Here is a 16785-nt window from a genome sequence, read left to right as displayed (position 1 = left end):
AAATGGAAAAAGTAAAAGCCAAAAAACACCTCGGGCAACATTTTTTAACTGACGAAAGTATTGCCAAAAATATTGCCGACACATTAGCATTTGATGGCTACGACACTGTTTTGGAAATTGGTCCAGGAATGGGAGTTTTAACAAAGTATCTTCTTGAAAAACCAACCGATACCTATGTTATTGAAATTGATAAAGAATCTGTAGAATATCTAAATTTACATTATCCAAAATTGCACGGAAAGATAGTTTCCAAAGACTTTTTAAAATACAACATTAACGAAGTTTTTGAAGGGAAACCATTTGCAATTATTGGCAATTTTCCTTACAATATTTCAACACAAATTGTCTTTCGATGTTTAGAATTACGCGAGCAAGTTCCAGAGTTTTCGGGGATGTTTCAAAAAGAAGTTGCCGAACGTATTTGTTCTAAAAAAGGAAATAAAGTGTATGGCATTCTCTCTGTTTTAGCGCAGGCTTTTTACGATGCCGAATATTTATTTACGGTTGATGAACATGTGTTTAATCCTCCGCCAAAAGTAAAATCGGGTGTTTTACGTTTGCGTAGGAAAGCAAATTTTCATTTGCCTTGTAACGAAAAATTATTTTTTAGTGTAGTAAAAATAGGTTTTCAGCAACGCCGCAAAACATTAAGAAACAGCTTAAAATCCTTCAATTTATCCGATAATTTGAAAGAAGACACTATCTTTGACCTCAGGCCAGAGCAACTTTCTGTAGAACAGTTTGTAGAACTTACTCAAAAAATAGAAGCCAATGCAGTTTAAAATCAGCAAAGAACTCTTATCGCAAATTGAGCAACTCATCCATCAAAAAAATGACCAAGAACTGGAAATTTTATTGAATGATATGCATCACGCTGATATCGCGGAGATTTTTGATGAATTAGAAATTGATGAAGCTATTTATATTTTCAAAATTTTAGATAGTGAAATCACGGCAGAAATTCTTACCGAATTGGAGGAAGATGTTCGTGAAAAAATTCTTCATGGCCTTTCGGCAAAAGAAATTGCCGAGGAATTAGATGAGTTAGATACCGATGATGCGGCAGATATTATTGCAGAACTTTCACAAAGTAAGAAAGAAGAAGTAATCTCTGAACTTGAAGACGTCGAACACGCAAAAGACATTGTGGACTTGTTGCGCTATGACGAAGATACTGCTGGTGGTTTGATGGGGAAAGAGTTGGTTAAAGTAAATGAAAATTGGAACGTATTAACCTGCGTCAAAGAAATGCGAATTCAAGCAGAAAACGTTACAAGAGTACATTCGATTTATGTGGTTGATGATGAAGGGCGATTAAAAGGTAGATTGTCTTTAAAAGATTTATTGACTACTTCTACCAAAACACCCATCAGTCAAGTTTATATCAAAAAAGTAGATTATGTAAAGGTAAATACGCCAAATACAGAAGTAGCTCGCATTATGCAAAAATACGATTTGGAAGCTATTCCGGTTGTAGATGAAATGGGCAGATTAGTGGGTCGTGTTACCATTGATGATATTGTTGACGTTATTAAAGAAGAAGCCGATAAAGATTATCAATTAGCTGCTGGTATTTCCCAAGATGTGGAAGCAGATGATAGTATTTTGGAACTAACAAAAGCCCGTTTACCATGGTTAGTTTTAGCGCTTTTTGGGGGATTTATTAGTGTAACTTTACTTGAAGGTTTTCAAAGTGCCATGACAAAATATGGTGAATTATTCTTTTTTACGCCATTAATTGCGGCAATGGCTGGAAACGTAGGAGTACAATCATCTGCAATTATTGTGCAAGGTTTAGCAAATCATTCCATAAGTGGATCAATCATTAACAGATTGCTAAAAGAAACATCGCTCAGCCTACTAAACGGATTAATTCTTGCAAGTTTATTATTTTCAGGAAGTCACTTTTTACTTGGCGTGGACATAAAAATTGGAGTCATAATTACAGTAGCATTAATTTCTGTAATTATAATGGCGTCACTGATTGGAACATCAATTCCATTAATTCTAAATAAATTTGGTATTGATCCTGCATTAGCAACAGGACCATTTATAACCACAAGTAATGATATTTTCGGAATTTTGATTTATTTTTCTATAGCTAAATTAGTATTAGGATTTTAGAATAAAAAAAACCTTTCATTTCTGAAAGGTTTTGTACCCGGAGTGGGAATCGAACCCACACACCTAAGTACACGAGTTTGAGTCGTGCGCGTCTACCAATTCCGCCATCCGGGCAATATTTGAATGAACTATAAAAAACTAATTTTTAGAAAAAATTAATTAAATACTTTGCCATCCGAGCTAAGGATTAAATGACAACTATATTGCCATTTGGATGTTGATTATTATCAATTTGTGGGTGCAAATGTAAATAATTTTTCTTCATCGAGTAATAAAATTAGTTAAAAATATCCTTTCACAGTCGGATTTAATTCCTAAATTTGCACCTCGTTAAAACGAACAACAACTAACTAACTACATCCGAGGCAATTAATACTTGAAGCTGAGAATAACATTGAAGCCAATTGTAAAGAGCGCATCGGATAACAACAACTAATTACAATGTCGCATTTAGAACCAGAAGCAAAGATATTTGCATGTTCACAAAGCGTCTACTTAGCGGAGGAAATAGCTAAAAACTATGGTGTTCCGCTTGGTAAAGTTACGTTCTCAAGATTTAGTGACGGTGAATTTCAACCTTCTTTTGAGGAATCAATTAGAGGATTACGCGTTTTTATTGTCTGTTCTACTTTTCCTAGTGCAGATAATTTAATGGAATTATTATTAATGATTGATGCTGCAAAAAGAGCGTCAGCCAGACATATAACTCCTGTAATTCCTTATTTTGGCTATGCAAGACAAGATAGAAAAGATAAACCAAGAGTTCCGATTGGAGCAAAGTTGATAGCCAAATTATTGGAAACTGCTGGTGCAACCCGAATTATGACTATGGATTTACATGCCGATCAAATTCAAGGGTTTTTTGAAAAGCCAGTTGATCATTTGTTTGCATCGACCATCTTTTTACCCTATGTTAAAAGTCTACAGTTGGACAATTTGACAATTGCATCTCCCGATATGGGTGGTTCAAAAAGAGCTTATGCTTATTCTAAGTTTTTAGAGTCTGATGTGGTGATTTGCTATAAGCAAAGAAAAGCAGCCAATATTATTGACACTATGGAGTTGATTGGCGAGGTAAAAGGAAGAAATGTGATTTTAGTTGATGATATGATTGATACTGGAGGAACATTAGCAAAAGCGGCGGATTTAATGATGGAAAAAGGAGCATTGAGTGTTAGAGCAATTTGTACACATGCAATCCTTTCGGGTGATGCTTACGAAAAAATTGAGAAATCTAAGCTATTAGAATTAATTGTTACCGATTCCATTCCGCTGAAGAAAGAGTCGAATAAAATTAAGGTGGTCAGTTGTGCACCTCTTTTTGCAGAAGTTATGCAAATGGTACAACACAACAACTCAATAAGCGGAAAGTTTTTGATGTAACTCCTGAAGCTTATTATCATTGGAGATTTTGAAATTGAATTTTGAAGTTGACAATAATTTTGAAATGAATTTTTAATTATTAACTATAAATATTTTTACATGAAATCGATTACGATTAAAGGATCAGAAAGAGAAAGCGTAGGCAAAGTAGCTACTAAAGCCTTACGTGATGCTGGAATGGTTCCTTGCGTTATTTACGGAGGAAGTCAACCAGTACATTTTGCAGCAGAAGAAAAAGCATTCAAAAACTTGGTTTACACTCCAAACGCACACACAGTTGTAGTTGATTTGGGCGGAAAATCAGCCAATGTAATTCTTCAAGATATTCAGTTTCACCCAGTTTCTGACAAAATTTTACACATTGACTTCTTTGAATTAAATGAAAACAAAGAAATTATCATGGAAGTTCCTGTGAAAGTTACGGGTACATCTCCTGGGGTTTTGTTAGGTGGTGATTTACGACTTAACCAAAGAAGATTAAAGGTAAAAGCCTTACCAAAGCACTTACCTGATTATGTTGAAGCAAACATTTCAGAATTAGAAATGGGTAACAAATTATATGTTACTAAATTGGAAGCTAAGAATTTCAAATTGATGCATCCAGACAATACAGTGGTAGCGCAAGTGAAGATTTCACGTGCTGCAATGAAAGCTGCTCAAGAAGCTGCAAAAGCTGCAAAAGCGCCAGCAAAAGGAAAGAAAAAATAATTTTCAATACTTTATTAACGAAAGCATCAGTTCACACTGGTGCTTTTTTTGTGACCTATAGTTTCAGTTTGTCACAATTTTAATTTAGATTACTTTTGCCAAATGAAATGGTTAAAAAGATTGTTCGCTCAAAGTCTAACTTCAGAAAATACAGTAATTACAAAAGCTGAGATTGAGCAAATACCAAATAATGATGTAAAAGAAGTGAGTAAAAAATACCTTATTGTCGGACTGGGAAACATTGGTGCTGAGTATGTCAATACCAGACATAACATTGGCTTTAAAGTTTTAGATTATGTAGCTCAAAAAGAAAGTCTCTCTTTCGAAACGGCCAAGTTAGGCGCAATTACAGAATACAGTATTAAAGGAAGAAAACTATTGTTATTGAAACCCAATACCTATATGAATCTCAGTGGTAAAGCGGTAAAATATTGGATAGAAAAAGAAAATATACCTAAAGAAAACATCCTTGTTATTACAGATGATTTAAACTTACCTTTTGGGACCATTAGAATCAAAGCAAAAGGTAGTGATGGCGGTCATAACGGATTGAAAAACATTCAACTTTTACTTAGCACCACTGAATATCCTCGTTTTCGATTTGGAATTAGCGATGAATTTAAAAAAGGACAACAAGTGGATTATGTTTTGGGAGAATGGAATGAAGCAGAAAAAGTAAAACTCATGGAACGCTTTGTTATCGCTAAAGAAATTATAGAGTCATTTGCACTAGCAGGTTTGAGTAATACCATGAATTCATTTAACGGAAAATAAAACGGACTGTTTTTTGGTACACCTTTTTTATGATGAAATACTATTTTAAAAAAATAATGCTTTTTCCTTTAGCTTTTGGATTGACTTTTTGTTCCTCTCAAAAGTCTACTATCAAAAATAATCCGGTGGTTATTGAAAAGTCATGTCCTGATGACGGAATATGTACTGTAGAAATACTAAGAAACAAACGAATGGAAATCAAAAAAGATGATTTTGGTTCGATATATTATCAAACGGTTGACTCTCAAGAAACTTCAGTACTTGTTTATCAATACAATCGAAAAGTAGAAAAAGGGTTGCAGGACGGAAATTATAGAGAAGAAATAGTTTTTGAAATAAAAAAGACGGATAAAAAACTCCTTCTACAAGACTTTAAGTTACAGCAAACAAAAATGCTTTACGGAAGATTTTGTTTTTGCAAAGGTGAAACAGGTTATTATGAAGTAACAAAGGGAACTTTAAAACTCAATCAAGTAAACAATAACATTAATTTTGATTTAGATTTCATTGTTACCGAAGTACCACAAATCATTACAACAATCCACACTGCAGTAAAATAAAAAAAGTCCTGTGAAAATAATCACAGGACTTTTTATAAGATGTAAAATTATATTTAATTTACAATAATACGTTTTACTACTTTAGTATCGCCATTAGTAACAGAAACTAAATAAACGCCCGATTGAATAGTGTTTAAGTCAATGTTTTCATTGAAGCTTCCAGTATTTGAAAATTCATTTTTATAAATCTGTCTTCCTCTCATATCAAAAATAGCTACAAGAACAGCTTCACTATTGTTCGATGTAAATTGAATTGTAAAATTCCCACCATTTGGATTTGGATACAACGAAAAATTTTGTAATGTATTTTCTCTTATACTAAGCGTTGAACAAATATCTACACTCCACGCGCTTATTGAACCACCATCGAGATTAAATCCATCTGCAACAGTAAGTAACCATGTTCCTGTAGAATTTTCTCCATTAAAAGCTGAAAGTGGACTGTCTGGTGCAATTATCCCCGAAATTCCAGCAGGATTTGGTCCAGGATTGCATGTTAAGGTTCCGCCTGCGTCATCAAAAGTTGCTACGACATTGCTATTACCATTTTGAGGATCACATTTAGCAGTAAATAATTCAACTGCAGTTCCAGCTGGACTTGTTAAGGTTACCGTTAAATCATTTACCCATGTATGCGGAATATTTAGATTGACATTCACATCGCTTATGATTCCACCAGAAATAATATTTAAAGTCGAAGAAACTGTTGGTGTTCCTGATGCTGAAATTGGAATAGGAACATTTGTTGAAGCAAAGTTCCCGCAACTTACTGAACCAGTTGTAAATTTAAAAGGAGCACTAAATGGACCATTGCCACAAGCAGTATTTTTTGGTAAAACTCTCCAAAAATAATCTGTATTGATGTTTAATCCAGTTACATTAAATGATGTTGTCGATGTAGTTCCTGAACTAAAAATATTGGTAAAAGCAACATCAGTAGCTACTTGCACATCATAAGCGTTTGCATTTGCATTGGCTGACCAACTTAAAGGTAATGTAGTTTGCTGATTACTTGCATTATTTGTTGGCGAAGATAATACCATGGCAGGAAAAGTTGCGCTAAACAGATCTAAGTAAAAAGAAACTGCTTTTGTCGTTGCACCGGATGTTGCATTAACAGTAATTGAATAAAATCCTGCTGGACTTGATGCTGTGTTTCCAATTGTCATTACTACTGTACCATTTGCATTTATCGAAGAAGGCGAAAATGAAGCTGTAGCAGCAGTAGGCAATCCTGTAGCGGTAAAAGTAGTAGCGGCTGTAAATCCTCCAAGTGCCAAATAGGAAATATCAAATGAAACGTTACTTCCTTGACATGCAGCTTTGTTTTGTTGTTCTGCAATACCTGAAAAAGCTACAGAAAATGTTGAAGGCGCGGCGGTAATAGTAAAGTTTGTATTAGAAATATCATAAAAAATATGCTTATATCCTCTGACCATAATTCTTTTTGTATTACCTGTGTTATTAGGAACTGTAATTACTTGTGAACCGTCGTTTGGCACTTTACTCGCAAGAAGAATCGGATAAGTTAATCCTCCATCATTGGATAACAAAATATCTACAAAAGTAGCATTGATGTTATTTCCTGTTGTTCCTGCAACTGTCCATGTTACTGTTTGATTAGAGCCTGCAACCCATGAAACAGCCGTATTTGGCACGTTCACAAGAAAAGGACCAACGCTAGCAGTGGTCACTACCATGTCATCTCGACTGGTTTGTCCACCGTTAGGAGATCTATTATCTCTCACTGTAAGAGCAAAATTCATAGTTCGTGCTACAGATGGCACAACTTCCCACGAAGGAGTTAAATTATTTGCAATGACGCTTGTTAAAACGGGCATAAATCGTTGTGGAGAAGCAGATGGAATAGTAGACCTAAAATTTGGACCTGTTGCAGAAGTTGCCACTGGCGCTTGCGTTGAAGCTTCATTGTTTGTTTGTTCCCAGCAATAGGTTAGAGCATCATTATTAGCATCTGTTGCACCGCCAGTTAATATAAAAGCAGTTGACCTTGGAATAGTATAATCTAATCCAGCATCAACAACTGGAGCAAAATTACCATTTGGAGTAGAAATAGGACAGGTCGTTCCTTGAATTACGGCTTGCGCTTCTGCTATGCTAATGAAACTAAAATGATCATCAGAGTTTGACTGCACATTTGGTGGGCAAATTCCAGCATATGCCATAATAGTTGAGCCACTTCCTGGTTCTACGGCTGTGCCATCATTTCTATTTCCGCCACAAGCGTTGTTAAATGTATGATTACAACCAAACTGGTGGCCAATTTCATGAGCAACATAGTCAATATCAAAAGGATCGCCAACTGGAGCTTGTAAACCAGTAATTCCACTAGCTTTTTGAGCATTATCACAAATTACTCCTAATCCTGCTAATCCACCACCACCAGTACTTACTGTATGACCAATATCAAAATTAGCAGTACCAATTATATTTGTGATTACATTTTGACTTTGTCCAATAAGCACTCCTGCGTTATTGTTGTTAAATGGATCTGTTGCTGCATTTGTATAAATTATAGCCGTGTTATTGGCTACTAAAACAAATCGTACTGATAAATCGCGCTGGTAAACTAAGTTAATTCTGTTTACGGTTGTAACAATAGCTGCTTGTGCTAGCGCAACTGTTCCTCCATGAAATGCAGCATATTCGCCTGTACAAGCAACTGCTAATCTATAAGTTCTAAAAGTACTATCGTTTAGCAGCTCTAAAGTAGTGTTTCTTTTTGTTGTACCTGAACGTGATTTATTGGTTTCTTCGGTCACGCCACATTCAAAAATTCTTGAAGATGTAATATCAGATTTTCTGTAAACAATAAAGTTATTTAAATCTGTTGTATAGGTATCAATATAAATACTGCTTGAATTTCCTGAAACAATCATGGCATGAAGTCCAAAAGCGGTGAAACTAACTCGCATACTCGCAGTTTGGTCGTCAATTCCTAACGCATAGTAAGTTTTAATATCAGGAAACTGATCGGCTAATCCTTTTTCCATAATTGGCGATTCATAAAACTCATAACTGTTAAATCCTCCATCAGGGTTGGGAAAAGACAAAACTACGTTTGAATTTTGTCCAGAACTATCTAATGGAGCTGAAACTAATTGATTTTTTAATGCATTCAAATCAAGTGAATATAACTGATATTTCGTGGGCAAACTTGCTCTGCCCATTTTTGATAAACCTGCCAATCTTTCTTCAGAAACTTTATTCCATAAATTAGATTGTCCATAGCTATTTGAAAACAAAACGATAGCTAGTACTAAAAATATTTTTTTCATTTTTTTAACTTTACTTTTCCAAATATAGCATATGTTTTCAAAACTTGTTAAATTCTTTTTTTGACTTTTTTAATGATTTTAAGACTTAAAAAATATAACAGTAACCTTTTTAAAACATACTAAAAACTATAATGTTCTGCTTTCACGTAGCCAATATTTAGTTCTTTTTACCAAATAGAACATCACTGGAACCATTACTAAAGTTAGAACGGTTGCATAAGTCAAACCAAATATAATAGTCCATGCCAGTGGCGACCAGAAAATTACATTATCACCGCCCATGTATAGGTGCGGATTTAAATCGGTTATTAACCCGAAGAAGTCGAAGTTCAACCCAATAGCAAGCGGAATTAATCCTAAAATTGCAGTTAGAGCAGTTAATAATACAGGGCGTAAACGGTTTTTTCCGCTTTCGATAATTATTTCTTTAATTTCAACGATAGTTAAATCATCATGACTTTCAACATTCTTTTCAGCTACTTTTTTATCTAAAAGTAAAACAAAGAAATCCATTAATACAATTCCATTTTTCACCACAATTCCGGCTAAGGAGATGATTCCCATCATGGTCATTAAGATAACAAAATCCATATTGGCGATGACGTAGCCATAAAACACACCACTGAAACTTAGGAGTACGGTAAACAAAATCACAATGGTTTTTGAAACTGAATTAAACTGCAATACAATAATGATGGTAATTCCGGCCATGGCAAGAAACAAAGCATACATCAAGAAACTTTGATTCTTTCCTTGCTCTTCTTGAACTCCCGAGAAGGAATAGGAAATTCCTTTTGGCAATTGATAAGATTTTAATTCTGTACCAATTTGCTTTGTAATTTCATCACCATTATAACCCGTCAGTACATTGGAATAAATAGTCATTATTCGCTTATAGTTCTTTCTTTTGATTTGGTTATAGGTTTTGCTTTTCTCCGTTGATGAAACTGCCGAAATTGGCACTTGCATCATTTGACCATTTGCCTGATTCCTGAAGGTTAACGCTTGATTGAAAAGGATATTTTCATTTTTGCGTTGGTCTTCTTGCATACGAACTACAATATTGTAATCGTCGTCACCTTCTTTGAAAGTTGATATTTCTTGACCATAAACGGAACGGCGCAAATTAAAACCTAATTGTCCTGTTGAAACGCCCAAACTTCCGGCATTTACTCTGTCTACTTTTACCTCTAATTCTGGACTTTCTTTATTAACATCCACATTTAATCTTTCGATACCTGGAATTTTTTTAGAGTCAATAAAAGCAATCATTTTGTCTGCTTCTTTTAGCATTTCTTGATAGTCAGCGCCAGCAGAACCCGTTAATTGAATACTTATAGGATAACCCGCTGGTGGACCATTGGCGTCTTTTTCTACCGTTACCGTTGCACCAGCAATTGCTTTTACTCGTGTTCTAATTTCATCTAAAACATCGGAAGTATTTACATCTCTTCGAAATTTAAATTCTGAAAAATTAACGGTAACTTTACCTTTAAAGGGTGTTTCGTTGGCCGAACCAGCATCGACATTTGGATTTCCTGCACCAACACCAACTTGTGAAACGATGCTTTCCGCCAAATAGTTTTCGTCCGTTGAAGGATCGATATATTTTTTCATTATATCAATCACTTGCTTTTCTACAAATAAAGTGGCTTTGTTCGTTTTTTCAATATCTGTTCCTTGTGGATATTCAATATAAGTAATTACCTGTCTTGGAATGTTATCTGGGAAAAACAATACTTTTCTTGGGAAAAGACCTAATAAGAAAATAGATAGAAATAGCATTGCAATAATTCCTCCAAGTGCAAACCATGAATTTCTTCCGGACAGTATTTTACTTAAAAAGCGTTGGTATTTTTCTTCTAATCTTGGGAAGAAACTATGTTGAAAATCTTGTGTCCATTGGTACAATTTCCATTTGTACAACCACATCAGTCCTAAAGAAATCAAAGAAAAGTGTCCAATTCCTCTCGCAAATTTTGAGTCGTTGATATTTCCGATGATTACAAATAAAACGCCTATAATTCCTAAGATAATGGTATAACGCTTTGCCGATTTATTGGTAACATTTTTATCTTCAATATCCATCGAACCACCAGTCATAGCGGCATTTACAACCATTGCTACAAAAAGTGATGCTGTCAAAGTTACGGTCAGTGTTATTGGGAAATAAATCATGAATTTACCCATAGTTCCTGGCCAAAGTGCAAAGGGTAAAAACGCCATCAAAGTTGTTGCTGTTGATGAAATAACTGGCCAAGCAATTTCGCCAATACCTACTTTTGAAGCTTGGACTCTCGGCATTCCTTTTTTCATATTGGCAAAAACGTTATCAACTACCACAATTCCGTCGTCAACCAATAATCCTAATCCCATCACTAAACCAAAAAGCACCATCGTATTTAATGTCAACCCAAAAGCTGCCAAAATCGTAAAGGCAATCATCATCGAAAGAGGAATGGCTGCTCCAACGAACAAGGAGTTTCTTAATCCCATGGTAAACATCAATACAATCATTACTAACACAATTCCAAAAATGATGTGGTTTGATAATTCATCCACTTGGTGTTCTACACGAGATGATTGGTCGTTAGTCAATTCAACCGTTAAATCTTTTGGCAAATAATCTTGATGAGCCAATTCGAGTTTTTCTTTAACTTGTTCAATCGCCGAAATCATATTTTGACCCGAACGTTTTTTCACGTTGAGCATCACTACTTCTTTGCCTTTTTCACGAGCATATGTAGTTTTTTCTTTTTCTTTGAAGGAAACGACAGCAACATCTTTTAAATAAACGGTTCCGCCATTGTGTTTGACCACAATATTTTCTAACTCTTTCGGGTCTTTAATTTCTCCGATAATTCTAATATTGTTTCTGGAACCTTGTGAAATTAAATTTCCACCCGAAAGTGTCATATTTTCATACTTAACCGCATTTTGAATATCATCAAATGATACTTGTGCCGCAGTCATTTTAAAAATATCAACTGCAATTTCCACTTCTTTGTCGTCAACACCAAGAATGTCAACTTTCTTTACTTCGGGAATTTCTTCAATATCGTCTTGTAATTTTTCGCCATACTTTTTCAGCTGTTGCGTAGTGTAATTCCCTTTTAAATTAATATTTAAAATAGGCACTTCTTCTGAAATGTTTAGCTCAAAAACACTCGGTTCTACTTTGCTTCCGTTATCAAGATTTGGCCAATCGGTATCGGCTTTTACAATATCTACTTTGTCTTTGATTTTGGTTTTGGCCTCTTCAATAGCAACTTTATCACTAAACTCGGCGATAATCATTCCATAATCTTGAAATGAACTTGCGGTTACTTTTTCAACGCCACTAATGTTTTTGATTTCCTTTTCGAGTGGTTTGATAATTAATTTCTCCACATCTTCTGCTGAATTCCCTGGGAAAACCGAAGAGATATATACTTTATTTTCAATGATTTCTGGGAAATCCTCACGAGGCATGGTTACATAAGCAATCAAACCAGTAACAGTAACGAGCAAGGTAAAAATATACACCGTTACACGATTATCTATTGCCCAACTCGATATTCCAAATTCTTTATTTTTGTGTGACATATTTTTTAGTTTAAAGTTGTTTAATTTGTTCAAAAGTTTAGTACGACTGTCTTTTTTAAACAATCCTAAACCCTAAACAATCTTAAACGATTTTTAAAAGTTTAGTTTCATTCCTTCTGAAATATTGTTTACGCCTTCGGTTACAATAACATCATTTTCGTTTAATCCGCTTATTATTTCAGTAACATTATCCGATGATTTTCCAATTTCAACTACCACTTTTTTAGCAGTACCTGTTTTGCCATTGCTTCCTTCAACAGTGTAAATAAATTTATTTCCTTCGCCATCTTCTTGAACGACATTCGTTGGAACTACTATTGCAGTTTTATTGGTGTAATCAATTATTTTTAATTTCGCTACTTGATTTGGACGCAACATGTTATCAGGATTTGGAATGCTTACTTCTATGCCAAAACTTCTATTATTTGGATTGATAAAATTGCCCACTTGTCTTACTTTACCAACATATGTTTTTCCTAGCGATGTTAAAAAAACATCAACTTCGGTTCCTACTTTTAGTTTTCCAATGTAAGTTTCAGGCACAGAAGTCGACACAAACATATTTCCCAAATTTACAATTCGCATTAATCCTTGTGCACTTGGCGCAACGACTTGGCCTTTTTCAACAAAAACTTCATCAATTGTTCCCGAAAACGGCGCGCGAATTATAGTTTTAGACAATTGAGCTTTGATTTGAGCCACTGCTTTTTGGGCAGAAATCATCTGTGTTTGTGCTTGTAAATATTGAATTTCTGAGCCAATTTTTTTGTCCCAAAGATTTTTTTGTCGTTCAAAAGTTGTTTTTGCTAAGGAGAATTGATTTTCGGCATTGGCTAACTGTTGACTCATTCCTGCATCATCAACTCTCCCAAGAATTTGTCCTTTGGCTACTTTTTGTCCCGCTTTTACATTTAGTGAAGTTAAAAGTCCACTAAACTCTGGCTGTATCAAAATATTTTCTTTAGTATCTACACTTCCTTGAATTTCTAAATAGTGATTAAATAAGGTGTCTTTTAAAGTGGCAACGCTTACCAATGCTTCTTCTTTTTTTACATCTAATGTTGCTAACGCTTCTTCAATTTTGGTAATATCAGCTTGCAATAATGCCTTTCTTTCTTGAAGTGCTTTTACATTTTTAGCACTTACTAATTGGTCGATAGAATTGGCGTTTTCTTTATTACTACAGGATAGTATTGACAAAGATAGTATGGCAATGACGATTATTTTTGTACTCATGATTGTCGTATTTTTTTCTTGGGAATTGTAAATATTCGATTTCATATTGATGATAGATTAGTTTTTATTTAGTATTTTTTCTAAGGTTGCTTTTTTATTAATAATCTCAACCATAGATTGGAGATAAGCTTGCTGCTTTGAGTAGAGTTGTTGCTGTGCATCAGTAAAATCAAAACTTGAGGAAAGGCCTTCTCTAAACTTTATTTGTTGTTTATTTTCTATTCTTTCTGCTAAACTCAGGTTACTTTTGGACGTAGCATATTGTTCAATGCTGTATTCGAACTCGCTTTTGGCTTTTTCGTATTGTAATTTCAATTTTTGTTCCGTTTCGGTGAGTTGCGTTTTTGCTTGATCTAAAGCAATTTTAGCCTGCTGCGTTCTTGAACTTCTGGCTAAACTGCTAAATATTGGGATGTTCAAACCAATTCCAAGGTTGGAGAAATTCAACCAGTTTTGATTATTAGTAAAAAAAGTAAATTGATTACTAAAGGAGTTATAACCATAGTTTATACTTGCGGCTAGTGTAGGTAATGCTTTGCTTCTTTCAAGTTTGTACTCTAATTTTCGTTGTTCTTGAAAATTTAGAGCCATTTGATAGTTGATGTTTTCTGAAACTACAAATTCATTTTTAGAAAACGATAAGTCTAAATTTGAAGTAGAAAGATTATCTAATTTATCTGTTAATTTGATTTCAGCATTAATGTCGATACCTAGATTTATTTTAAGAAACTTATAAGCCACATCAAGTAAACGTTTATTATAGTTTAGAGTACTATTAATCGAAGTAAGTGTAATTTGAAGCTGCTCTACGTTTTCTTCTTCAATTAATCCGTTTTTGAAGGTTTCATTGGTGTCGAAAAGTGTTTTTTCTAAAGTGGCTTTGTTTTTTTCTAATATAGCAATGCTTTCTTCTGCTAACAAAACGTTTCCATAAGAGTTGATTATCATTTCTCTTATTTCGCTATCAGTTTTTAGTTTGGCATTTTGATAAAATTTCATGTACGTTTTTGAAGCTTGTAGTGCTACAATGTATGAACCATCAAAAATTAATTGGCTTAACGAGGCATTGGCAACCATATTGTGCTTTGTTCCAAAAGCTACTGTCGCAAATTCGCCTGGTGTTCCGCCAAAAAATTCAGCAGGCACAACCGTTTGTTGTAATACAAAGTTGTTTTGATAGCTCACATTTGCATTAAGTTGAGGTAAACCCATAGCGGTTGTTTCCCATTTTTTTTCTTTTGATGCATCAATATCTCTTTTTGCATTGATTGCAGCATAATTATTTTGTAAGGCATGATCAATGGCTTGTTGCAGACTAAATGAGTAATTCTGTTGTTTTTCTTGGGCTTGTAAAACACTTACAATCAGTAGAAAGGTTAGCAATACTTTGTTTTTCATTGATATTTATAAATTAGGGTTTTTTAATTGTTTTTCTAGTTCTTCAATTCCTTTTGGAGTTGCAATTGCGCGAGTGTGATATTCTAATGCTTTTAATTCGAGTTCGTAGGCATCTTTCTCAAGCATAGTGTTTTCGTTGATAGAAAATATCAAAGTATAATAAAACTGCACCGCCGATTTTATATCAGTATCATTTCTATAAATTCCGCCTACAATTCCTTTTTCAATATTTTGTTTAAAAACTTGGCTGCAATCTTCAATTTCAGTAGCCATCATTTTTTCGTAAATTTCAGGATAATGTTTTTTCAATTGATAGGCAGGTGAGTGGTCAAACGATTGAAACATTTCTTTAAACATTTTTCGCAATTCAAAGTTTTCTTCGATAGCATTATAATTCTTCGAGATGATTTCATCCATCATGCTATGAATTTTTTGGTGCACAACTTCTGTTCCCTCTTCGATAAGTTTTTCCTTATTGCTAAAATATTTGTAAATGGTCTTTTTGGAAATACACATTTCGCAGGCAATATCATCCATAGTAACACTCTTGAAACCAAGTTTCAGGAACATATCGGTTGCTTTTTTGATGATTTTGTCTTTCATTTTTATTGTTTTCGGGGACAAATATATTCAGGAAACTTTAAATACTAAAATAGTTTCCTTTGTATTAACCTAAATTTAACATTAGATAAGCATTTGACAAAATGTGTTTTTGAATTACATTAGCAAAAAAAAATCATGCAAGCGATATCTCACTATCAAGGTCTAGTTTCAGCGCATTTCAATTCATTGTTATTCGAAAAAGAACCGAAGAATTTATATGAACCGATTCAATATATTATCTCGTTAGGTGGAAAAAGATTGCGTCCAGTTTTGACCTTGATGGCGACTGAAGTTTTTGATACCGATTGTAAAAAAGCATTAGCTGCTGCCACTGCGGTTGAGGTTTTTCATAATTTTTCGTTAATTCACGATGACATTATGGATGATGCGCCTTTGCGAAGAGGAAACGAAACAGTGCATGAGAAATGGAACATCAACACCGGAATTCTCTCGGGTGATGCGATGTTAATTTTGGCTTATCAATATTTTGAGGAATATGAACCAAAAATATTTCGGGAATTAGCCCAACTTTTTAGTAAAACAGCCCTCGAAGTATGTGAAGGACAACAATACGACGTTGATTTTGAGACGCGCGACGATGTTACCATTCCGGAATATTTAAAAATGATTGAATATAAAACCGCGGTTTTGGTTGGCGCATCGATGAAAATGGGTGCAATTGTGGCTGAAACTAATGAAGAAAACAAAAACTTCATCTACGATTTTGGACTGAATCTCGGCTTGGCATTTCAGCTGCAAGATGATTATTTGGATGCTTTTGGGAATCCAGAAACATTCGGAAAACAAGTGGGTGGCGATATTATCGAAAACAAAAAAACCTATTTATATTTAAAAGCATTAGAATTTGCAACACCTTCACAAAAAGAGCAATTACTGCACTTGTTTTCTATTCAACCAAACGATAATACGGATAAAATAAATTCTGTTAAACTTTTATTTAACGAAACTGGTGCAAGTGCAGCCACACAAAAAGCGATAGTTGATTTCACGCTTCTTGCTTTTGAAACTCTTGAAAAAATGGATATCGAACCAAGCAAAAAAGAAATGCTCAAATCGTTTGGCGAGAAATTAATGAGTAGGAAAGTGTAACTCAA

Annotated in this window: 12 protein-coding genes and 1 tRNA gene; 7 read left to right on the top strand and 6 right to left on the bottom strand. The window is 34.3% G+C overall.

Features of this window, described 5'->3' with window-relative positions; all coding sequences use genetic code 11:
• The first annotated feature begins 2 nt into the window (after nucleotides 1–2).
• Entirely contained in the window at nucleotides 3–782 is a 780-nt protein-coding gene (gene rsmA / locus WFZ85_RS04255; protein WP_342695041.1) for a 16S rRNA (adenine(1518)-N(6)/adenine(1519)-N(6))-dimethyltransferase RsmA, read from the top strand.
• Entirely contained in the window at nucleotides 772–2124 is a 1353-nt protein-coding gene (gene mgtE / locus WFZ85_RS04250) for a magnesium transporter (protein WP_342695040.1), read from the top strand. The genes rsmA and mgtE overlap by 11 nt, the downstream gene beginning before the upstream one ends.
• Before the next feature lie 34 nt (nucleotides 2125–2158).
• On the opposite strand, the gene WFZ85_RS04245 is transcribed toward mgtE, so the two are convergent.
• A tRNA-Leu gene (locus WFZ85_RS04245) sits at nucleotides 2159–2238 on the bottom strand.
• Nucleotides 2239–2565: 327 nt separating this feature from the next.
• Here WFZ85_RS04245 and WFZ85_RS04240 point away from each other — a divergent pair.
• The 4 genes from WFZ85_RS04240 to WFZ85_RS04225 all read left to right on the top strand — a co-directional run bounded on the left by WFZ85_RS04240 (nucleotide 2566) and on the right by WFZ85_RS04225 (nucleotide 5549).
• Nucleotides 2566–3507, top strand: coding sequence for a ribose-phosphate pyrophosphokinase (locus tag WFZ85_RS04240; RefSeq protein ID WP_342695039.1), 942 nt, complete (start codon nucleotides 2566–2568; stop codon nucleotides 3505–3507).
• A gap of 99 nt (nucleotides 3508–3606) precedes the next feature.
• Nucleotides 3607–4215: a 50S ribosomal protein L25/general stress protein Ctc gene (locus tag WFZ85_RS04235; RefSeq protein ID WP_342695038.1), complete on the top strand. Its 609-nt coding sequence runs from the start codon at nucleotides 3607–3609 to the stop codon at nucleotides 4213–4215.
• Between the two features lie 102 nt (nucleotides 4216–4317).
• Nucleotides 4318–4989, top strand: a complete 672-nt coding sequence (pth, locus tag WFZ85_RS04230) for an aminoacyl-tRNA hydrolase (RefSeq protein ID WP_342695037.1) — start codon at nucleotides 4318–4320, stop codon at nucleotides 4987–4989.
• 29 nt (nucleotides 4990–5018) lie between these two features.
• Nucleotides 5019–5549, top strand: a complete 531-nt coding sequence (locus WFZ85_RS04225; RefSeq protein WP_342695036.1) for a hypothetical protein — start codon at nucleotides 5019–5021, stop codon at nucleotides 5547–5549.
• A 53-nt stretch (nucleotides 5550–5602) separates the two neighbouring features.
• Here the strand turns inward: WFZ85_RS04225 and WFZ85_RS04220 are convergent, their stop codons facing one another.
• The 5 genes from WFZ85_RS04220 to WFZ85_RS04200 form a co-directional block, all read right to left on the bottom strand.
• Nucleotides 5603–8848 (bottom strand): zinc-dependent metalloprotease, encoded by a 3246-nt coding sequence (locus tag WFZ85_RS04220; RefSeq protein WP_342695035.1) that lies wholly within the window; start codon nucleotides 8846–8848, stop codon nucleotides 5603–5605.
• Between the two features lie 126 nt (nucleotides 8849–8974).
• Nucleotides 8975–12433, bottom strand: coding sequence for an efflux RND transporter permease subunit (locus WFZ85_RS04215; RefSeq protein ID WP_342695034.1), 3459 nt, complete (start codon nucleotides 12431–12433; stop codon nucleotides 8975–8977).
• A 93-nt stretch (nucleotides 12434–12526) separates the two neighbouring features.
• Nucleotides 12527–13669: an efflux RND transporter periplasmic adaptor subunit gene (locus WFZ85_RS04210; protein WP_342695033.1), complete on the bottom strand. Its 1143-nt coding sequence runs from the start codon at nucleotides 13667–13669 to the stop codon at nucleotides 12527–12529.
• Nucleotides 13670–13726: 57 nt separating this feature from the next.
• Nucleotides 13727–15067, bottom strand: a complete 1341-nt coding sequence (locus tag WFZ85_RS04205) for a TolC family protein (RefSeq protein ID WP_342695032.1) — start codon at nucleotides 15065–15067, stop codon at nucleotides 13727–13729.
• Nucleotides 15068–15073: 6 nt separating this feature from the next.
• Nucleotides 15074–15670, bottom strand: a complete 597-nt coding sequence (locus WFZ85_RS04200) for a TetR/AcrR family transcriptional regulator (RefSeq protein WP_342695031.1) — start codon at nucleotides 15668–15670, stop codon at nucleotides 15074–15076.
• A gap of 135 nt (nucleotides 15671–15805) precedes the next feature.
• Here WFZ85_RS04200 and WFZ85_RS04195 point away from each other — a divergent pair, with 135 nt between their 5' ends.
• The gene (locus WFZ85_RS04195; RefSeq protein ID WP_342695030.1) at nucleotides 15806–16780 is read left to right on the top strand and encodes a polyprenyl synthetase family protein; all 975 of its coding nucleotides are present in this window, start codon (nucleotides 15806–15808) and stop codon (nucleotides 16778–16780) included.
• The last annotated feature ends 5 nt before the right edge of the window (nucleotides 16781–16785 follow it).

Origin of the sequence: Flavobacterium aureirubrum (assembly GCF_038739835.1) — a bacterium.
Classification (GTDB): domain Bacteria; phylum Bacteroidota; class Bacteroidia; order Flavobacteriales; family Flavobacteriaceae; genus Flavobacterium; species Flavobacterium aureirubrum.
Note: the sequence above shows the minus strand (reverse complement) of the source record. Positions and strands in the feature narration are given on the sequence as shown.